13 protein-coding genes are annotated in these 14,749 nt (G+C 63.0%); 8 read left to right on the top strand and 5 right to left on the bottom strand.

All coding sequences use genetic code 11. The annotated features are described in order from the left end of the window. Positions 1–32 precede the first annotated feature (32 nt). The 3 genes from ilvB to HNQ60_RS10405 all read left to right on the top strand — a co-directional run bounded on the left by ilvB (position 33) and on the right by HNQ60_RS10405 (position 3,040). Positions 33–1,724, top strand: a complete 1,692-nt coding sequence (ilvB, locus tag HNQ60_RS10415) for a biosynthetic-type acetolactate synthase large subunit (RefSeq protein ID WP_184331366.1) — start codon at positions 33–35, stop codon at positions 1,722–1,724. Between the two features lie 88 nt (positions 1,725–1,812). Continuing rightward, positions 1,813–2,151 carry a tRNA-binding protein gene (locus tag HNQ60_RS10410; RefSeq protein WP_184331853.1) on the top strand — a complete coding sequence of 113 codons (339 nt, stop codon included), beginning with the start codon at positions 1,813–1,815 and terminating at the stop codon, positions 2,149–2,151. Between the two features lie 142 nt (positions 2,152–2,293). Next, positions 2,294–3,040 carry a hypothetical protein gene (locus tag HNQ60_RS10405; protein WP_184331364.1) on the top strand — a complete coding sequence of 249 codons (747 nt, stop codon included), beginning with the start codon at positions 2,294–2,296 and terminating at the stop codon, positions 3,038–3,040. A 12-nt stretch (positions 3,041–3,052) separates the two neighbouring features. Here the strand turns inward: HNQ60_RS10405 and HNQ60_RS10400 are convergent, their stop codons facing one another. Beyond that, entirely contained in the window at positions 3,053–3,478 is a 426-nt protein-coding gene (locus tag HNQ60_RS10400) for an Lrp/AsnC family transcriptional regulator (RefSeq protein ID WP_184331362.1), read from the bottom strand. Positions 3,479–3,585: 107 nt separating this feature from the next. Between HNQ60_RS10400 and HNQ60_RS10395 the strand changes: the two genes are divergently transcribed. Both HNQ60_RS10395 and HNQ60_RS10390 read left to right on the top strand, forming a co-directional pair. Next, positions 3,586–4,485 (top strand): TolB family protein, encoded by a 900-nt coding sequence (locus HNQ60_RS10395; RefSeq protein ID WP_184331360.1) that lies wholly within the window; start codon positions 3,586–3,588, stop codon positions 4,483–4,485. Between the two features lie 98 nt (positions 4,486–4,583). After that, positions 4,584–5,792, top strand: a complete 1,209-nt coding sequence (locus HNQ60_RS10390) for a DUF1444 family protein (RefSeq protein WP_184331358.1) — start codon at positions 4,584–4,586, stop codon at positions 5,790–5,792. A 103-nt stretch (positions 5,793–5,895) separates the two neighbouring features. Here the strand turns inward: HNQ60_RS10390 and HNQ60_RS10385 are convergent, their stop codons facing one another. Together HNQ60_RS10385 and HNQ60_RS10380 are read right to left on the bottom strand one after the other, a co-directional pair. Then, positions 5,896–6,561 carry a DsbA family oxidoreductase gene (locus tag HNQ60_RS10385; protein WP_184331356.1) on the bottom strand — a complete coding sequence of 222 codons (666 nt, stop codon included), beginning with the start codon at positions 6,559–6,561 and terminating at the stop codon, positions 5,896–5,898. Positions 6,562–6,818: 257 nt separating this feature from the next. Further along, positions 6,819–7,454: an outer membrane beta-barrel protein gene (locus HNQ60_RS10380; RefSeq protein WP_184331353.1), complete on the bottom strand. Its 636-nt coding sequence runs from the start codon at positions 7,452–7,454 to the stop codon at positions 6,819–6,821. Positions 7,455–7,766: 312 nt separating this feature from the next. Here HNQ60_RS10380 and HNQ60_RS10375 point away from each other — a divergent pair, with 312 nt between their 5' ends. Next, on the top strand, positions 7,767–8,555 hold the full coding sequence (locus HNQ60_RS10375) for an acyl-CoA thioesterase (RefSeq protein ID WP_184331351.1): 789 nt from the start codon (positions 7,767–7,769) through the stop codon (positions 8,553–8,555). A gap of 8 nt (positions 8,556–8,563) precedes the next feature. Here HNQ60_RS10375 and HNQ60_RS10370 read toward each other — a convergent pair whose 3' ends face one another. Continuing rightward, a complete protein-coding gene (locus HNQ60_RS10370) occupies positions 8,564–10,627 on the bottom strand; it encodes a M13 family metallopeptidase (protein ID WP_184331349.1) in 2,064 nt (687 codons plus the stop codon). Between the two features lie 249 nt (positions 10,628–10,876). Here HNQ60_RS10370 and HNQ60_RS10365 point away from each other — a divergent pair, with 249 nt between their 5' ends. Next, positions 10,877–11,338: a hypothetical protein gene (locus HNQ60_RS10365; RefSeq protein ID WP_184331347.1), complete on the top strand. Its 462-nt coding sequence runs from the start codon at positions 10,877–10,879 to the stop codon at positions 11,336–11,338. Positions 11,339–11,423: 85 nt separating this feature from the next. Here the strand turns inward: HNQ60_RS10365 and HNQ60_RS10360 are convergent, their stop codons facing one another. Further along, the gene (locus tag HNQ60_RS10360; RefSeq protein ID WP_221304121.1) at positions 11,424–12,071 is read right to left on the bottom strand and encodes a TetR/AcrR family transcriptional regulator; all 648 of its coding nucleotides are present in this window, start codon (positions 12,069–12,071) and stop codon (positions 11,424–11,426) included. A gap of 358 nt (positions 12,072–12,429) precedes the next feature. On the opposite strand from HNQ60_RS10360, the gene HNQ60_RS10355 reads away from it, so the two are divergent. Further along, complete coding sequence (locus tag HNQ60_RS10355; RefSeq protein WP_184331343.1) at positions 12,430–14,748, top strand: TonB-dependent receptor; 2,319 nt, start codon at positions 12,430–12,432, stop codon at positions 14,746–14,748. The last annotated feature ends 1 nt before the right edge of the window (position 14,749 follow it).

The following is a 14,749-nucleotide window of genomic DNA, read 5'->3' as shown; positions in this document are numbered from 1 at the left end:
GTCTTCACGGGGTTCCTCACCTGGAACCTGTCATGACCTTCACCGGTGCCGATCTCATCATCCATCTGCTCGAACAGCAGGGCGTTCGTATCGTCGCGGGAATTCCCGGCGGTGCGCTGCTGCCGCTCTACGAAGCGCTCGGTCGCTCGACAAAGCTGCTGCACATCCTCGCGCGACATGAGCAGGCCGCGGGATTCATCGCGCAGGGCATGGCGCGAATTACGCAGCGTGCTGGCGTGTGCTTTGCGACGTCAGGGCCAGGCGTCACCAACATCATCACCGCGATTGCCGACGCGAAACTCGACTCGATTCCGCTCGTGTGCATCGCAGGCCAGGTGCCACAACAGCTGATCGGCACCGACGCATTCCAGGAAGTGCCGACGACGGCGATGGTGAGTCCGGTCACCAAGGCGTGCTTCCTCGTCCGGGATGCGAATGAACTGTGGGACCTGATTCCCGAGGCATTTCGAATTGCCGAGAGCGGGCGTCCCGGACCCGTGCTCATCGATGTTCCCAAAGACGTGCAGTTCCAGAGATGCACTGCTCCCGCACTCCATGCAGCGCCGGAAACCCGAGAACAGATCCCCGCCACCGCAACGCCCTCCACGAACACTTCCCACTTCGACACTGCGTGGCAAATGATCGAAGCCGCCCAGCGACCGGTGCTCTACATCGGCGGCGGTGTCGTCAAAGCACGCGCTCACCATCTCCTTCGCGAGCTCGCGGAACTGATCCAGGCACCCGTCACGACCACGCTGATGGCGCTCGGCGCGCTGCCGACGGACCACCCCCTGAGCATGGGCATGCTCGGCATGCACGGCGCGCGCTTTACGAATCACGTCATCGATGAGTGCGATTTGCTGATCAGCATCGGTGCCCGCTTCGACGATCGAGCTACCGGACGAACCGACCGCTTCGCATCCCAGGCACAGGTCATTCACATCGACATCGATCCCCGCGAGTTCGGCAAGATCCGCAAACCCACGCTGGCGATCGAATCCGATGCGGGCGGCGCGCTGAACGAACTCATCGCACGGGCGCACTACCAGCATCGTCCCCAGTGGCTCGCCCGCATCCGCGCCTTGAGACAAAGCCATCCGCTGCGGACTCCCGGCATCGAGAAGGTGTGCTCGCCGTACGGCATCATTCGCGCCGTGGGTGCAGTCGCTCCGGTGGATGCCATCGTCACGACCGATGTGGGCCAGCACCAGATGTGGGTGGCGCAGGCCTATCCCTTCCAGCGCCCTGATCGCTGGCTCACTTCAGGGGGTCTGGGCACGATGGGATTCGGCCTGCCCGCCGCCATCGGCGCCGCACTCGTCCGGCCCGATGCAACCGTCATCTGCTTCACGGGCGACGGCAGTCTGCTCATGAACATCCAGGAGCTCGCCACCCTGAGCGAGCTCGGCCTCAAAGTGAAGATCGTGCTCCTCGACAATGCGGCCCTCGGGCTCGTGCGTCAGCAGCAGACGCTCTTCTACGGCAAACGGCTGGTCGCTTCGCAGTTCAACCAGCCCGGCGATTTCGTCGCTATCGCGCGCGCCTTCGGTATCCCCGCGATCGATCTCGAGTCCTGCCCTGCTCCTCACGGCACGCTTGCCCGTGCTCTGCATGGCGAAGGCCCCATGCTCATCAGAGTGCCGATCGCGGCTGACGAGCACGTCCTGCCGATGGTTGCGCCGGGGAAGGCGAATGTGGAGGCGCTGGATCACCAGGAAGGGTGACTAGCGACGGGTGACAGAACGATGCATGGAGTCAGCGCCAGAGAGCTCTGGCATGATCTGTATCGTCACGTGTCACCCGTCACCCATCATGCTTCCCATCGAATGGCCCGACTTCCTCAAAGTCGAACTGCGCATCGGCACCATCCTGGAAGTCTTCGACTTTCCCGAAGCGCGCAAGCCCGCGTGGAAGCTTCGTGTCGATTTCGGGCCGCGGATCGGCATCAAGATGTCGAGCGCGCAGATTACCGCGCTGTACTCGAAGGAGAGTCTCGTCGGCCGCCAGGTCGTCGCGGTCGTGAATTTTCCGCCGAAGCAGATCGGGCCGTTCCGTTCCGAAGTGCTCGTGACCGGCTTCCACGATGAAGAGGGGCGAGTGGTGCTCGCGATGCCGGAGCGGGCAGTGCCGAATGGGACGAAGCTGTTGTGAGGCCAGCCAGCTAGCCGGCTAGTCAGAGTGTCGGACTCAAAAGCGGAACTTCGGACAACGCGTTGACGAACTCCCGATCGTGGGAGTACATCTCGTGCGTCGACGAACGATCAGCTACGAACAACCAGAACAAGGAGTCGTCATGAGCCCTCGCGTCCTCTTGCTCAGGAGCTTTCTGCTTACGCTTTGCCTGCTCGGTGCTTCGGCGCCATCGCTGGGTCAGGGGCTGGAAGAAGTCGTCGTCACCGGCAGCCTGAGCGAAGGCGGATCGATGCCAGGCACATTCCTGCGCAAGACCGGGGACTTCCTGCTGCTGCAGGTCAACATCCGCAACGACACGCGCGAAGCGCCCGCAAGAAAGGAAGAGATATACGCGACCTTGCGTAATGCGCTCGCGAACGCCAGCCGTGACGGCAGTATCGAGCTGAGCGTGATCGACGAGAACGATCTCGTCATTCCGCTCAAGGTTGATTCGGCGACAGTCGTTCTGAGGCCGGGTGATCGTCCGGATACGAACACGACGCTCATCAGCGTCAAGACGCGCATTCCGGCGACCGGCGCCAATGGTCAGGCGCTGATCAGCAAGCTCAAGGATTTCACGGCGGGCATCAAGATCGTGGGGCGAACGACGCTCGACCCCGACGGCAGTGTGGACATCAGCATCGTCTCGCCGAACCGCTACCGCGACGAAATCATCGCGCTCTTCGCCGCCGACGCGAAGAAAGTGGCGGCCGCGCTGGGCGAGGACTACAGGATCGTCACCACCGGTATCGATCGACCGGTGCGATGGGTGCGTGTCGGATTGCTGGAGCTGGGTCTCTTCGTGCCTTACAGCTACCAGGTGGTGCCGTCGAGCATTCAGTCCATCGCCATTCATGCCGAGGAGTGATCCGGACGCGATTCAGCCCTTCTCGCGTTTGAGGATGAGCATCGTCGTGACATCGATGACGTGCGGGTAGCCGGCGACCTCGTCGCGCAGCCGATTGAGCGCCTCGACGCTGGCGATGTGCGCTTCCACGGCGACATCGATGTCGCCTCCCACGGAGACACATCGTACGACCTCGGGATTTGCGGTGATCTTCGCAATCGTGCGCGGCACCGGGGTCTTGTCGAAGCGCAGCAGCATGATGGCTTGCACCGCCGTCTGCGCAGTCGCTTCACTGCCGAGCTCGACGCGGTAGCCGCGAATGATGCCCGCAGCTTCCATTCGCGCTATGCGCTCCCGCACGGAACTGCGAGCGAGCCCGACTTTCGCGGCAATCGTCTTGATGGGCGCTCGCGCGTCGTTCTGCAACAGGTCGAGGATCTGGCGATTCGTGGCGTCCATCGAAACTCCGGCACCGCCACAATGACGGCAACACCGGCATTGTGAGCAGTGCATCCGCCACTTCCAAGCCGGCACACTGCGCGCCGTTCCTCATGAGGACGATGGGCATGCGCAGAGGCACTTTTCGGCTTCCTCCTGGTGTCGCCACCGCCAGCTGCTGTGTCGCGCTGATTGCGCATGCGGGCGAATCGCTACCCGTACGCTGGACGCCGGAAGCGATCGCCACGGATCGGTACGAGTCGTCGGCGACATTCACGCCCGACGGGCGCGAAATGTTCTTCATGTCGAGCGACGCGGCTTTCAGTCGCTATCGGCTGCTCTGGTCGTCCTGCCGCGACGGCCGATGGAGTGCTCCGCGAAAGCCGCTGTTCGCCGCGGACGACAACATCCTGGAGGCCGACCCATTCGTCACCGCGGACGGCGAGCGCCTGTACTTCATCTCGGCGCGCCAGGGCGACAAGGAGGACGACTTCGATATCTGGTCCGTCGATCGCGAAGCCGATGGCAGCTTCGTGACGGCGAGGCGACTGCCTGAACCCGTCAATTCGCTCGACGTCGAGCTGCTTCCCCGGATGACGACCGATGGACGACTGTACTTCGGCTCGGATCGTCCAGGCGGTCACGGATTGATGGACATCTACGTCGCGAGCGACGATGCGACAGGCAAGTGGAAAGTCGAGAACCTCGGCCCTGCGGTGAACAGCGCGGCGAGCGAGTACGAAGCCGACATCTCCCGCGACCAGAAGACGCTCATCGTGGTCGCGAACCGGGACAAGCGATCGCATCTGTATCGCTACACGTTCGATCGGGGCTCATGGATCGATCGCGGCCAGATCCCGGCCCGCGAGAATGTTTTCCAGGTCGGACCGCTGCTGTCGCCGAATGCCGATCGATTGCTGTTCGCGCAAGCGGACGGCGAACGATCCGGCGAGCTGTTTCTGATCGACCTTGTCCCCGAACCGGACCGGACCTGGCCTCCGGCCTGTGCCTCCTCCGCGGGACGGTGATCGAAGCCTCAGATCGGCATTGCCGCGGGCTCGTCGTCATGCTCCAGGCGCTATGATCCGGACACCCGCATCATCTGCGGGATCTGGAGGCCTCTCTAATGCTGAGCTGGCGCGAACTCCTGGGCATGAAGCCCAGGCTCGAGGACTTCGCCCGTGTCCTGCTGAACCGGGCGAGGTCGCTCGACGATCAATGGCGATACGACGTCGAGAAGGCGGCACTCCATCATCCGCGTGGAGCGACGATCAATCTCACGAACATGTTTCTCGAGTACCTGAACGCGCGGCGCGCGGACCGGAAGCACCTGCTCCTCAAGTACGAATCCATGCTGGAAGCCGGCGCGAAAGAGATCCCCAAGCTCTGGGGCATGGCGTCGCAGCACATCTATCCGGTGGTTCGGTCGGTCTATGACCGGGTCTCCCTCGAGATTTCATCGCGAAGCGGGAAGATGCCGCTGCAGCGGACCGTCAGCTGGCCCCTGTGCGCGGACATTCATTTGCGACTGGTCTTCGATCACGGCCACGCGCTCGCTCACGTCGACGAGACGCTTCTCGACACATGGGGCCAGACAGCGGATTCGATCAGGATGAAGGCACTGCAGAACCTTCGCGCCCTGGAGCGTCCGCACTGGCAGCTGCTCGGCGATGGTGTCTACCAGATCGTCTCCGCGGTCTCATACGAAGAAAGCTTCCTGCTCGTCGACGCGGTCATCGATGCACTGCCCTTCGCAGCTACCGCGGTAGTGATGCCTGCGAATCGCGGCGTGCTGCTGAGTTGCGACGGATCAGACGATGCCGCTATTCGCAGCCTGCTGGCGCACGCTGACCGATCGTTGCGCGAAGCGCCGTGGCCGTTGTCGGGGACGCTCCTGCAACGAAGGAATGGTGAGTGGATCGAGTTCGTTCCCCAGGGCGATACGCAGGACCTTCACCAGTCGGTTCAGCGCATCAGCATGGCCGTGACCTACAGCGACCAGCAGACCGCGCTGCAGGAACATCTCGGTGAGGATGTGTTCGTAGCGACGTACTCGCTGATGAGCAAACGGGAAGGCGACGGAGGGCTCTGGAGCTGGTCGACCTGGACCGAAGGTGTCGCGACGCTGCTGCCCGAAACGGATCTGGTCGCGTTGGGCCGACCGAAGCCGGACGGCTCACACAACCTTCTGCTCGTGCCGTGGTCCGCGCTGATTGCGACCTGCGGTCATCGCATGAGAGCGACGAGCGAATTCCCGGCACGATTCGCGGTGGACGGGTTTCCGAGCGAAGAAGAGTGGCTGTCGCTGACGCGTGCGGGGGAATTGATCGGCTGACACCGCCGGACGTCATCCCCGCGAAAGCGGGGATCCATCCTTGCTGACCGAGCGCGCCAAACCCCAGATGGATTCCCGCCTGCGCGGGAATGACGATCCTCGCTCAGGTCGCCGCAGCGCTCTGGCTCTCCGCGGCAATCTTCCGCAACGCCTGCTCGAAAACCTCGACGGGCTGACCGCCCTGGATCAGGTACTGATCGTTGATGATCACCGAAGGCACGGCGTGAATGCCGCTACGCTGATAGAACTGCTCACGATCGCGAACTTCCTTCGCGTAGCGATCTGACTCGAGGACTTCGCGCGCCTTCGCCGGATCGAGACCCGCTTCCTTCGCGGCGTCGATGAGTACTTCGCGATCACTGGGATTGCGCCCCTCGGTGAAGTACGTCGCGAACAGCGCACGCTTCAGCTCATGCTGACGATCTTCGGCTTCGGCCCAGTGCAGCAGCCGATGTGCGTCGAACGTGTTGTAGATGCGCGCACGCTTCTCCATGTTGAACGTAAAGCCCAGCGCCGCCCCACGAGCGCGAATCGCTTCCTGATTGCGCGCCAGCTGGTCCGGCGACGAACCGTATTTCCGTGCGATGTGCTCAGCGATGTCCTCGCCTTCGACCGCCATCTGCGGATTCAGCTCGAACGGCTGGAAATGAATGTCCGCGGCAACCTCGCCGCCGATGCGCTCGAGCGCCTGCTCGAGCCCCCGCAACCCGATGACACACCAGGGGCAGGAAACGTCGGAGACGAAGTCGATCTTGAGGGGAGCAGGCATGGGGGAGGCCTCGGCGGAGAGTTGAGACCTGGGAGATGCGGGCGGGATGGGGCTGATTCAAGCTCGGGCTAGCCGGCTAGCCGGCTAGCCAGCTAGCCGTTAGCCAGACGAGATCGGACGCTCGCGTCTTGTTGTGGGCCCGGCTTTGGCCGGACGTAAGCCGAAGGGATGCTTCGCATGACGTCCGGCTGAAGTCGGACCCACAGAAAGACAACACTCTGGCTAGCCGGCTAACAGCTAGCGGCTAGCTGGCTTCTTCAGAAGCTGTACATCACTCCCATCGACACCGCCTCCGCTTCAGACTCCTCCAGCTCGAGATGTTCGAACTCGAGCCGCACGGCGACACGCTTGTATCGATACTGCGCACCTACACCATAGACGAGGTCCGTGTCGTCTTCCCTGGCGCGAGCGATCACCGTTACGGCGTCGCCGATCTCCGCATCCGCTTCCCATCGCTGAATGCCGGCACGCGCAAAGAGATCGAAATCGCCGACCGGCCACAGGCCCAACGCCGCGAGTTGCGCGGACTGAACATCAGCCGACAGTCGGGTCGGACACGGGTAGCCCAGCACCGCGAGGCACACGGCGTTGGTATTGCCGCTCGCCGCGCCGAGGTCGGCATAGCTCGCTTCAAGCGCGAACCACGGAATCGGCCGCCAGCCGAACAGCACTTTGAAGCCCTGATCCTCGTCATCCACGTCGCGGACCGTCAGCCCAGCGGGAAGCTCGTTCCAGTCGTGCTCGAACTTCGTCTGCACGAACGATGCGCCGATATACAGTCCGAGATCGCTGGCGAAAGCAGTTGTCGACGCCGTCGCGAGGAAGCCGAGGAGTGCACCCGCAGCAATCAGCGTGCGCGGTACCGTCTTGGCGGGTTCGATGGGAGTCTTCATTTCACCTCCTGGTGAATCGGCGATGCTTCAACCATGCAGGAGATGCTAGGGACCGACCCACGCGAAAGCTGTCGCGGCTTTGTAAGCCGTAAGCGGGAAATGCCCGCGATTTGTATCAGCCGGTAACGGATCGCTACCCAGGCGCAACAATTGCCCCACGTTCACCCCGGCCGAAGGCGCGCGCAAACGACGCTTGAATCAGCACCCTCCGCCTCGCGTAGCGGAACAGACGAACCGGCTGACGTTTCGCCAGTGGAGTGTCCTTCGCAGGACGGTTACTCTGCGTGCTCGTTCAATTGCTCCGCTGCGCTCATGACACTCTCCGAGATTCTCCAGACGATTCGTGGTGACGGCTCGACGTTCCAGGTGACGGTGACCGACGACTGGGGCCAGGGTCGTGCGATGTTCGGTGGATTGATCGCGGCCGTCGGCAACGAGGTGCTGCGAAAGCTGGTGCCGCAGGATCGATTGTTGCGTTCGTTGCAGACAACGTTCGTGGGCCCGGCCACAGCGGGCACGTGGCAGATCAATGCGCGTGTGCTGCGAGTCGGCAAGGCAGTGACGATTGCACACTGCGATGTGCTGGATGGAGGACAGGTCGCGGCGACAGTGGTGGGTGTGTACGGCGGCCCACGCGCTTCAGCGGTGAAGCTGAAGCCCGAGCCGACACCTGCGCCACGCGGTGTCGATGAAGCTCGCGAAGTCCAGTTCAAGGACGGCGCACCGCAGTTCCTTCAGCATTTCGCCGTGCGGTGGGTGCAGGGCGCGAAGCCCTTCTCAGGCTCCCCACGTACACCGACGAAAGCATTCATCCGCCATCGTGATCCAACACCGCTGACTGAATCGCACGTCGTCGCACTGATCGACTGCATTCCCACCCCCGCGATGTCGATGTTCCTCGCCCCCGCGCCTTCGAGCTCTCTAGTGTGGACTCTGGAGTTCTTCGACCACCGCTTCGATTTTCCGCCCGATGCGTGGTGGCGCATCGACACCGACCTCGACGCTGCCGGCGATGGCTACGTGAATCAGACGGGAGTGCTCAACGCCCCCGACGGAAAGCCGGTGGCGCTGACGCGGCAGTTGTTTGCGGTGTTTGGGTGAGAAGCTTCTCACCAGATCCTCACCCTCTTCTCCGGCTCCAGATACATCTTGTCTTCCGGCTTTACGTCGAAGGCGGTGTACCAGGCGTCCATGTTGCGGACGACGCCTTGCACGCGGAAGACAGCGGGGCTGTGAGGATCGCTCATCACTTTGTTGCGCAGTGATTCGTCACGGGCAAGTTCACGCCATGCCTGGGCCCATGACATGAAGAAGCGCTGTTCGCCGGTGAAGCCATCGAGCGTCGGAGCTTGCTGGCCGCCCAGCGAAAGGTGATAGGCCTCGAGCGCGACGGTGAGGCCGCCGAGGTCGCCGATGTTCTCACCGACCGTCAGGCGCCCGTTCAACTTCAGGCCGGGAAGCGCTTCGAACTGGTCGTACTGGCCGACGAGTGCGTCGACGAGTTTCTTGAACGCTGTTTCGTCTTCGGGTTTCCACCACGTACGCAGGATGCCGCGTGCATCGGACTTCGCACCCTGGTCGTCGAAGCCGTGACCCATCTCGTGACCGATCACGCCGCCGATGCCGCCGTAGTTGATCGCTGCGTCGGCGTTGGGATCGAAGTACGGGGCCTGCAGAATCGCCGCGGGAAACACGATCTCGTTGAAGAGCGGGTTGTAATACGCGTTGACGGTCTGCGGCGTCATGAACCATTCGTCCTTGTCGGTCGGACGACCGAGGCGCTCACGATCGAACTCCGCGTTGAATACGCGCGCACGCACCGCGTTGCCGAACGCGTCGCCAGCGCGTATTTCGAGCTTGCTGTAGTCCCGCCACTTGTCGGGATAGCCGATCTTCGGGCGGAACGTCGCGAGCTTTTCCTTCGCCAGTTTCTTCGTCTCCGCCGTCATCCACGGAAGGTTGTCGATGCGCTGGCCGTAGGCGCGACGCAGGTTTTCCACCAGCTCGACCATCTTCTCCTTCGATTCCGGCGGGAAATACTTCTTCACGTAGAGCTGACCGAGCACTTCACCGACAGCGCCATCGAGCGTCTGCACCGCGCGCTTCCAGCGTTCGCGCTTCTGCTGCTGTCCGTTCAACGTGCGGTTGTAGAAATCGAAACGCTCGTCGTCGATCGCCTGCGGCAGAACGGCGCCGTGAGTGACGAGGTAGTTGTACTTGAGGTAGCTCTGCCAGTGCTGCACGGGCACCGTGGTGAACCACTTGCCCAGCGCCTCGACGGCGTCGAGCTCCGCGACGATGAATTCCTTCTGATCATCGAAGCCGGCTGCGCCCAGCAGATCCTTCCAGGGATAGCTGCGCGCGAGCGTATCGAGCTGTTCGCGAGTGCGCAGGTTGTACGTCAGCTCGCGCTCACGACGCTTCGCCACCGGCCAGTGACGCTTCGCGATCTGTGTTTCCAGGTCGAGGATGGCCTTGGCCTGATTCGCCGGTTCCGGTTCTTTGGCCAGCGCGAGCATGCGCTCGACGTGCGCGACGTACTTTGCACGGATCTCCTTCAACGCCGGATCGTCCTTCAGGTAATAGTCGCGCTCGGGAAGGCTCAGGCCGCTCTGGCCGATGCCGACGATGTAACGATCGGGATTCTTGTCGTCGATCGTGACCGACACGTTGATGGGTGTGTCGAGGCCGAGATCCGGGCGGCCCATCAGCTTCGCGATATCCGCATGCGTCTTCGCGGCCGCGATATCGTTCAGCGCGGGCCGGGCCGGCTCCAGGCCGAGCTTGTCGATGGCGCCGACATCGAGATACGACTCATAGAAGTCGTGGACTTTCTGCTCGGCACTGCCCGCGGGTGCATTCGCCGGCAGCGTCTTGATGATCTCCTGCACGTGTTCTTCGGCCTCGAGGGCGAGCTTCGTGAAGGCGCCCCACGAGCTGAGATCCGGCGGGATCGTGTTCGACGTCAGCCACTTCCCGTTCGCGAACTTGTAGAAGTCATCGCCCGGCTTGATGCTCCGGTCCATGCCGTCGAGATCGAATCCCCAGGCGCCGATGACGGCTTTCGGGGGCGGAGTTTCGGCAGGTGTCGGCGAGGTCTGGGGCGAACGCGAGCAGGCAGCGAGAACCATCAGGGCGGCTGCGCTGCCCAGGGCGGCACGCGAAAATTTCATCGTTGGATACTCCAGGATCCGGAACACTCGATCGCGAGTTGTGGCGATAAGTCGGTTTCTTTCGGCAGCGGGCAAGCCTAGCGGCCGGCCGGGTAGCAGACAACTTGCCCGCGTCGGCGATGCCGATCAATGTTCGGGGGTGTCACTGATCGCGCCGCGATCACGACTCGTCGAAGGTCAGGCCATGGGATGGCCAGAAGCGTCCGCCCCGAAGTGTCCGCTACGTCGAGCAAAGTGTCCGGAGTCCCCATGCGCCAGTCCCACGTTGCGTTGCTGATGCTGCTCCTTGTGCCCGCGGCGCTGACCCGCATACCCGCCGCAGCCGCCGATGACTTCAAGGTCATGAAGCTCGAGCAGGACATGCGAAATATCGAAAGGCAGGTGCAGGACCTGTCCCGGCAGCTGAACGAACTGCAGCAACGGGCGAGCCGCGCCGGTGATCGGCCCAGTTCGGCGCCGTCGTCTTCCGCCGCGCCTGCACCCTCCACCGAATGGCTGAACGCAGACGCCTGGAAACGCGTCCGCCCGGGCATGACGGAACTGGAGGTGCTCGGACTCCTGGGCCCACCGACATCAATGCGTGGCGCCGCCGACTCCGGCACACGCCAGTTGCTGTATGCGATGGAGATCGGCTCGTCAGGTTTCCTTGGCGGCAGCGTGCTGCTCAAGGATCGTCGCGTCGCGGAGGTTCAGGTGCCGACGCTGAGGTAGGGCAACAGATCAAGAAAGAGATTTTCCACGGGGGACACGGGGATCCGGTGCTCCCCGTGTACCCCGTGGAGAATCTTTCTTCCTCCTACTTCCTGCTCTTCGACGCCGCCCGGGCCCGGCACAGCCGCTCGAAGCCGCTCGCGATGAACGGCACCATGCGCGAGTGGATCGCGGTGAAGTCGCTCGATTTGCACAGGCCATTCGACAGTCGATCGATGCGACCTGTCTGTGACAGCGTCAGCGTGAGTGCGCCCGACAGGAAGTGATAGCTCCAGAACAGGTCCTTCTCATCCGTGTCGGGGAGCACTTTGCGCAGCGCATCGAGCAGCCGGTGGATGACGCGATCGAATGTCTTGCCCATCGTCTCGCCGCCCCACGCGGGTGTGTTGTTCACCTGGGCGACGAGCGCGAAGTAGTTGTGCCAGCCCGGATCGCCCTGCGCGGCGAGATCGTGAGTGGGCTGCAGGAACGCGTTGATGACACCCTCGACGGTCATGTTCGCGCCGTGGGCTTTCTCGTACGCATCGATCGAGTCGATGCGCTCGCGGTTCATGATCTCGGCGCGTCGTGAGAAGACCGAATCGAACAGGCCGCGCTTCGTGTTGAAGTAGTAATGCAGCAGGGCCGTGTCGACTTTGGCCTCCTCGGCCACTTCACGGATCGTCACGCCCCAGAATCCGTGAGCGGAGAACTGCGCCTCCGCCGCATCGAGAATGCGTTCGCGCGTATCCAAGGGGACGTCGGTGCGTGACGGCCGGCCTGGTGGCCGACCCCGCTTCCGCCCCGTCGCCCTGGCGGCCGTCCGCGGTCGCCCCGGCTTCTTCTTCACTGCAGTCTTCACCTTTTCTCCCGTTTCGCCGGCCTGCCCTCGCCGACGCACCGCAATGAAAGCACCGCGCCGGTGCAGCGGGCAAATCCTTTGTAACAGACCTCGCGGTCCGGCGGCGCTCGCGGCACTGCAAAATATTTCATCGGACAATGAATATTTGACAGCGAGCCCGCCGCCGGAGCAATCTGCCGCATAAATCATCGCCTGATGAATTAATGCGATGACATATCACCGATCTGTTCTGGTACCCGGGGGAATCAGCATGTCCGCTATCGCTTTGCGTACTTCCTTGTCCTGCGCCGTCGCCGCAGTGCTCGCCTCAGTCGCATCGACTCCTGCCCTGGCGCAGGCAAACGATGCATCCGCGGTCAACGAACTCGCGATCGAGAGCGTAGTCGTCACTGCGCGCCGCCGCGAGGAAAGCCTGCAGGATGTGCCGGTCGCCATCACCGCACTGACTGCCGATCAACTCCTGACTCAGAACGTGCGCACGCTCGAAGACATGACGGCCTACGCACCGAACATCAAGATCGCCGCGGGCCGTGCCACGAGCAGCACGATCAACGCGTACATCCGCGGCGTCGGTCAGAACGATCCGCTCTGGGGCTTCGAGCCCGGCGTCGGCATCTACCTCGACGACGTCTACATCGCCCGTCCGCAGGGCGCGCTGCTCGACGTGTACGACGTCGATCGCATCGAGGTGCTGCGCGGCCCGCAGGGCACGCTGTACGGGAAGAACACGATCGCAGGCGCGATCAAGTACGTCACCCGCGACATCGTCGGCGACCCTGCGCTGAATGCATCCGTGACGGCTGGCAGCTACAACCAGCTCGATACCAAGCTGAGCGGGTCCGCACCCATCGTCGCCGATCATTTCTACCTCGGGGCAGCGGTTGCGTACCTGCAGCGCGATGGTTACGGCGAAATCGTCGACGACGGCAGCACGCGTCTCTTCACTCGTCCCGGCCAGGATGTCTCCGACAAGGACGTGCTCGCCGCTCGCGCGAACGCAACGTTCCTCTGGGGCGATGACAGCCGCCTGAAAGTGCTCGCCGACTACATCAAGGACGACTCGAATGCCGCCGGTGGTCAGCGCCTGAACGACATCGTGCAGCCACGCCTCGACGATCGCTACGACCAGCGCACCGACATGCCGGTCGATCAGGATCAATTCGAAACCAAGGGTGTTTCCGCTACCTACACGCAGTCGCTCGGCGACGCGTTCGATCTGAAGATCGTCGGCGCGTATCGCGAAGGCGAAGGCAACCAGTTCATCGACTTCGAAGAGCTGGCCGGCAACTACTTCCAGGTGCCCGCGCAGTACGCCGACGATCAGACCAGCGGTGAAGTGCAGCTCACGTACACCGGCGACCGCCTGAAGGGTGTTGCGGGCGTGTACTACTTCACCGGCACTGCAAGCGGCGCATTCGACGCTTCGCTGGGCGCGCTGAACCTGACGTCGCTGACGAAGGGCTCGGTCGATACGGACAGCATCTCGGTCTACTTCGACACGACCTGGGCAGTGACGGATCGCTTGAACCTCAACGCCGGCGCGCGCTGGAACGAGGACGACAAGACGGCCCTCGTGTTCGTGCAGCAGTACCTCGGCCGGCTTCCCAACAATGGAACGTTGTTCGATCAGAACAACGTGCCGCCGGGCTTCACTGCCTTCGGTCCGCCGAGTTCGAACTACACCAGCAGTCGCACCTTCTCGGATGTCTCGCCGCGTATCGGCGTCGACTTCAAAGTCAGCGACGATGTGCTCGCGTACATCGGTTACAGCCAGGGCTTCAAGAGCGGCGGCTTCGACATGCGCGGCAACCAGGCGCTGTACCCGCAGACGAGCGACGGCTACGACTCGGAGATCGCGAACAACTACGAGGCGGGCATCAAGTCCACGCTGCTCGACGATACGCTGCAGTTGAACCTGACGATCTTCTACACGCCCTATGAGGACGTGCAGGTCACGACTCAGCAGTTCCAGCTCCTCAACGGCATCCCGACCAACGCAACGGCAGTGCTCAACGCCGGCAAGCAGCTGAACCAGGGTGTCGAGCTCGAGACGATGTGGCGTCCGGTTGCCGGCCTCACGCTCGCGTTGAACGTCGGCTACCTCGACGCGGAGTTCGAAGAGTTCATCTTCAGCTGTAACCCCGCGGTCGTCGTGGTGCCGGCCTGCCAGCCCAATGGCACGCGCGACATCAGCTCGATCAGCGAGCCGTTGAATTCGCCGGAATGGACGGGCTTCTTCGGCGCCACTTACGAGTGGGCGCTCAACGCCGGCGAAATCACGGCGCACGCGGGCTACCAGTACCGCTCGAAGACTCACGTCGCGACGACATTGGTTGCGCCGGTGGAATCGCCGACCGTTCAGCCGAACTACGACATCCTGGATCTCGGCGTGTCGTACACGACGGCAAGCGGCGCATGGCGCTTCGCGGTCGACGGCAAGAACATCCTCGACGAAGAGTATCGCGTCGCAGGCTACGAGTTCGGCGTCGTTCCCGCACAGGGCGCACCGCAGATCGGCTTCTACGGCGCACCGCGCACCGTCGCGTTCACGGCGACGTACAAGTATTGAT

Source organism: Povalibacter uvarum (assembly GCF_014202975.1).
In the GTDB taxonomy this organism is placed as follows: Bacteria; Pseudomonadota; Gammaproteobacteria; order Steroidobacterales; family Steroidobacteraceae; genus Steroidobacter; species Steroidobacter uvarum.
This window is presented reverse-complemented; position numbering and strand designations above follow the sequence as displayed.

What these genes read in the sequence shown, in the direction of transcription:
- HNQ60_RS10390 (WP_184331358.1), top strand. Translation starts at nt 4,584, where the DNA reads ATGCTGAGCTGGCGCGAACTCCTGGGCATGAAGCCCAGGCTCGAGGAC.
- ilvB (WP_184331366.1), top strand. Translation starts at nt 33, where the DNA reads ATGACCTTCACCGGTGCCGATCTCATCATCCATCTGCTCGAACAGCAG.
- HNQ60_RS10365 (WP_184331347.1), top strand. Translation starts at nt 10,877, where the DNA reads ATGCGCCAGTCCCACGTTGCGTTGCTGATGCTGCTCCTTGTGCCCGCG.
- HNQ60_RS10385 (WP_184331356.1), bottom strand. Translation starts at nt 6,561, where the DNA reads ATGCCTGCTCCCCTCAAGATCGACTTCGTCTCCGACGTTTCCTGCCCC.
- HNQ60_RS10375 (WP_184331351.1), top strand. Translation starts at nt 7,767, where the DNA reads ATGACACTCTCCGAGATTCTCCAGACGATTCGTGGTGACGGCTCGACG.
- HNQ60_RS10400 (WP_184331362.1), bottom strand. Translation starts at nt 3,478, where the DNA reads ATGGACGCCACGAATCGCCAGATCCTCGACCTGTTGCAGAACGACGCG.
- HNQ60_RS10405 (WP_184331364.1), top strand. Translation starts at nt 2,294, where the DNA reads ATGAGCCCTCGCGTCCTCTTGCTCAGGAGCTTTCTGCTTACGCTTTGC.
- HNQ60_RS10355 (WP_184331343.1), top strand. Translation starts at nt 12,430, where the DNA reads ATGTCCGCTATCGCTTTGCGTACTTCCTTGTCCTGCGCCGTCGCCGCA.
- HNQ60_RS10410 (WP_184331853.1), top strand. Translation starts at nt 1,813, where the DNA reads ATGCTTCCCATCGAATGGCCCGACTTCCTCAAAGTCGAACTGCGCATC.
- HNQ60_RS10370 (WP_184331349.1), bottom strand. Translation starts at nt 10,627, where the DNA reads ATGAAATTTTCGCGTGCCGCCCTGGGCAGCGCAGCCGCCCTGATGGTT.
- HNQ60_RS10395 (WP_184331360.1), top strand. Translation starts at nt 3,586, where the DNA reads ATGCGCAGAGGCACTTTTCGGCTTCCTCCTGGTGTCGCCACCGCCAGC.
- HNQ60_RS10380 (WP_184331353.1), bottom strand. Translation starts at nt 7,454, where the DNA reads ATGAAGACTCCCATCGAACCCGCCAAGACGGTACCGCGCACGCTGATT.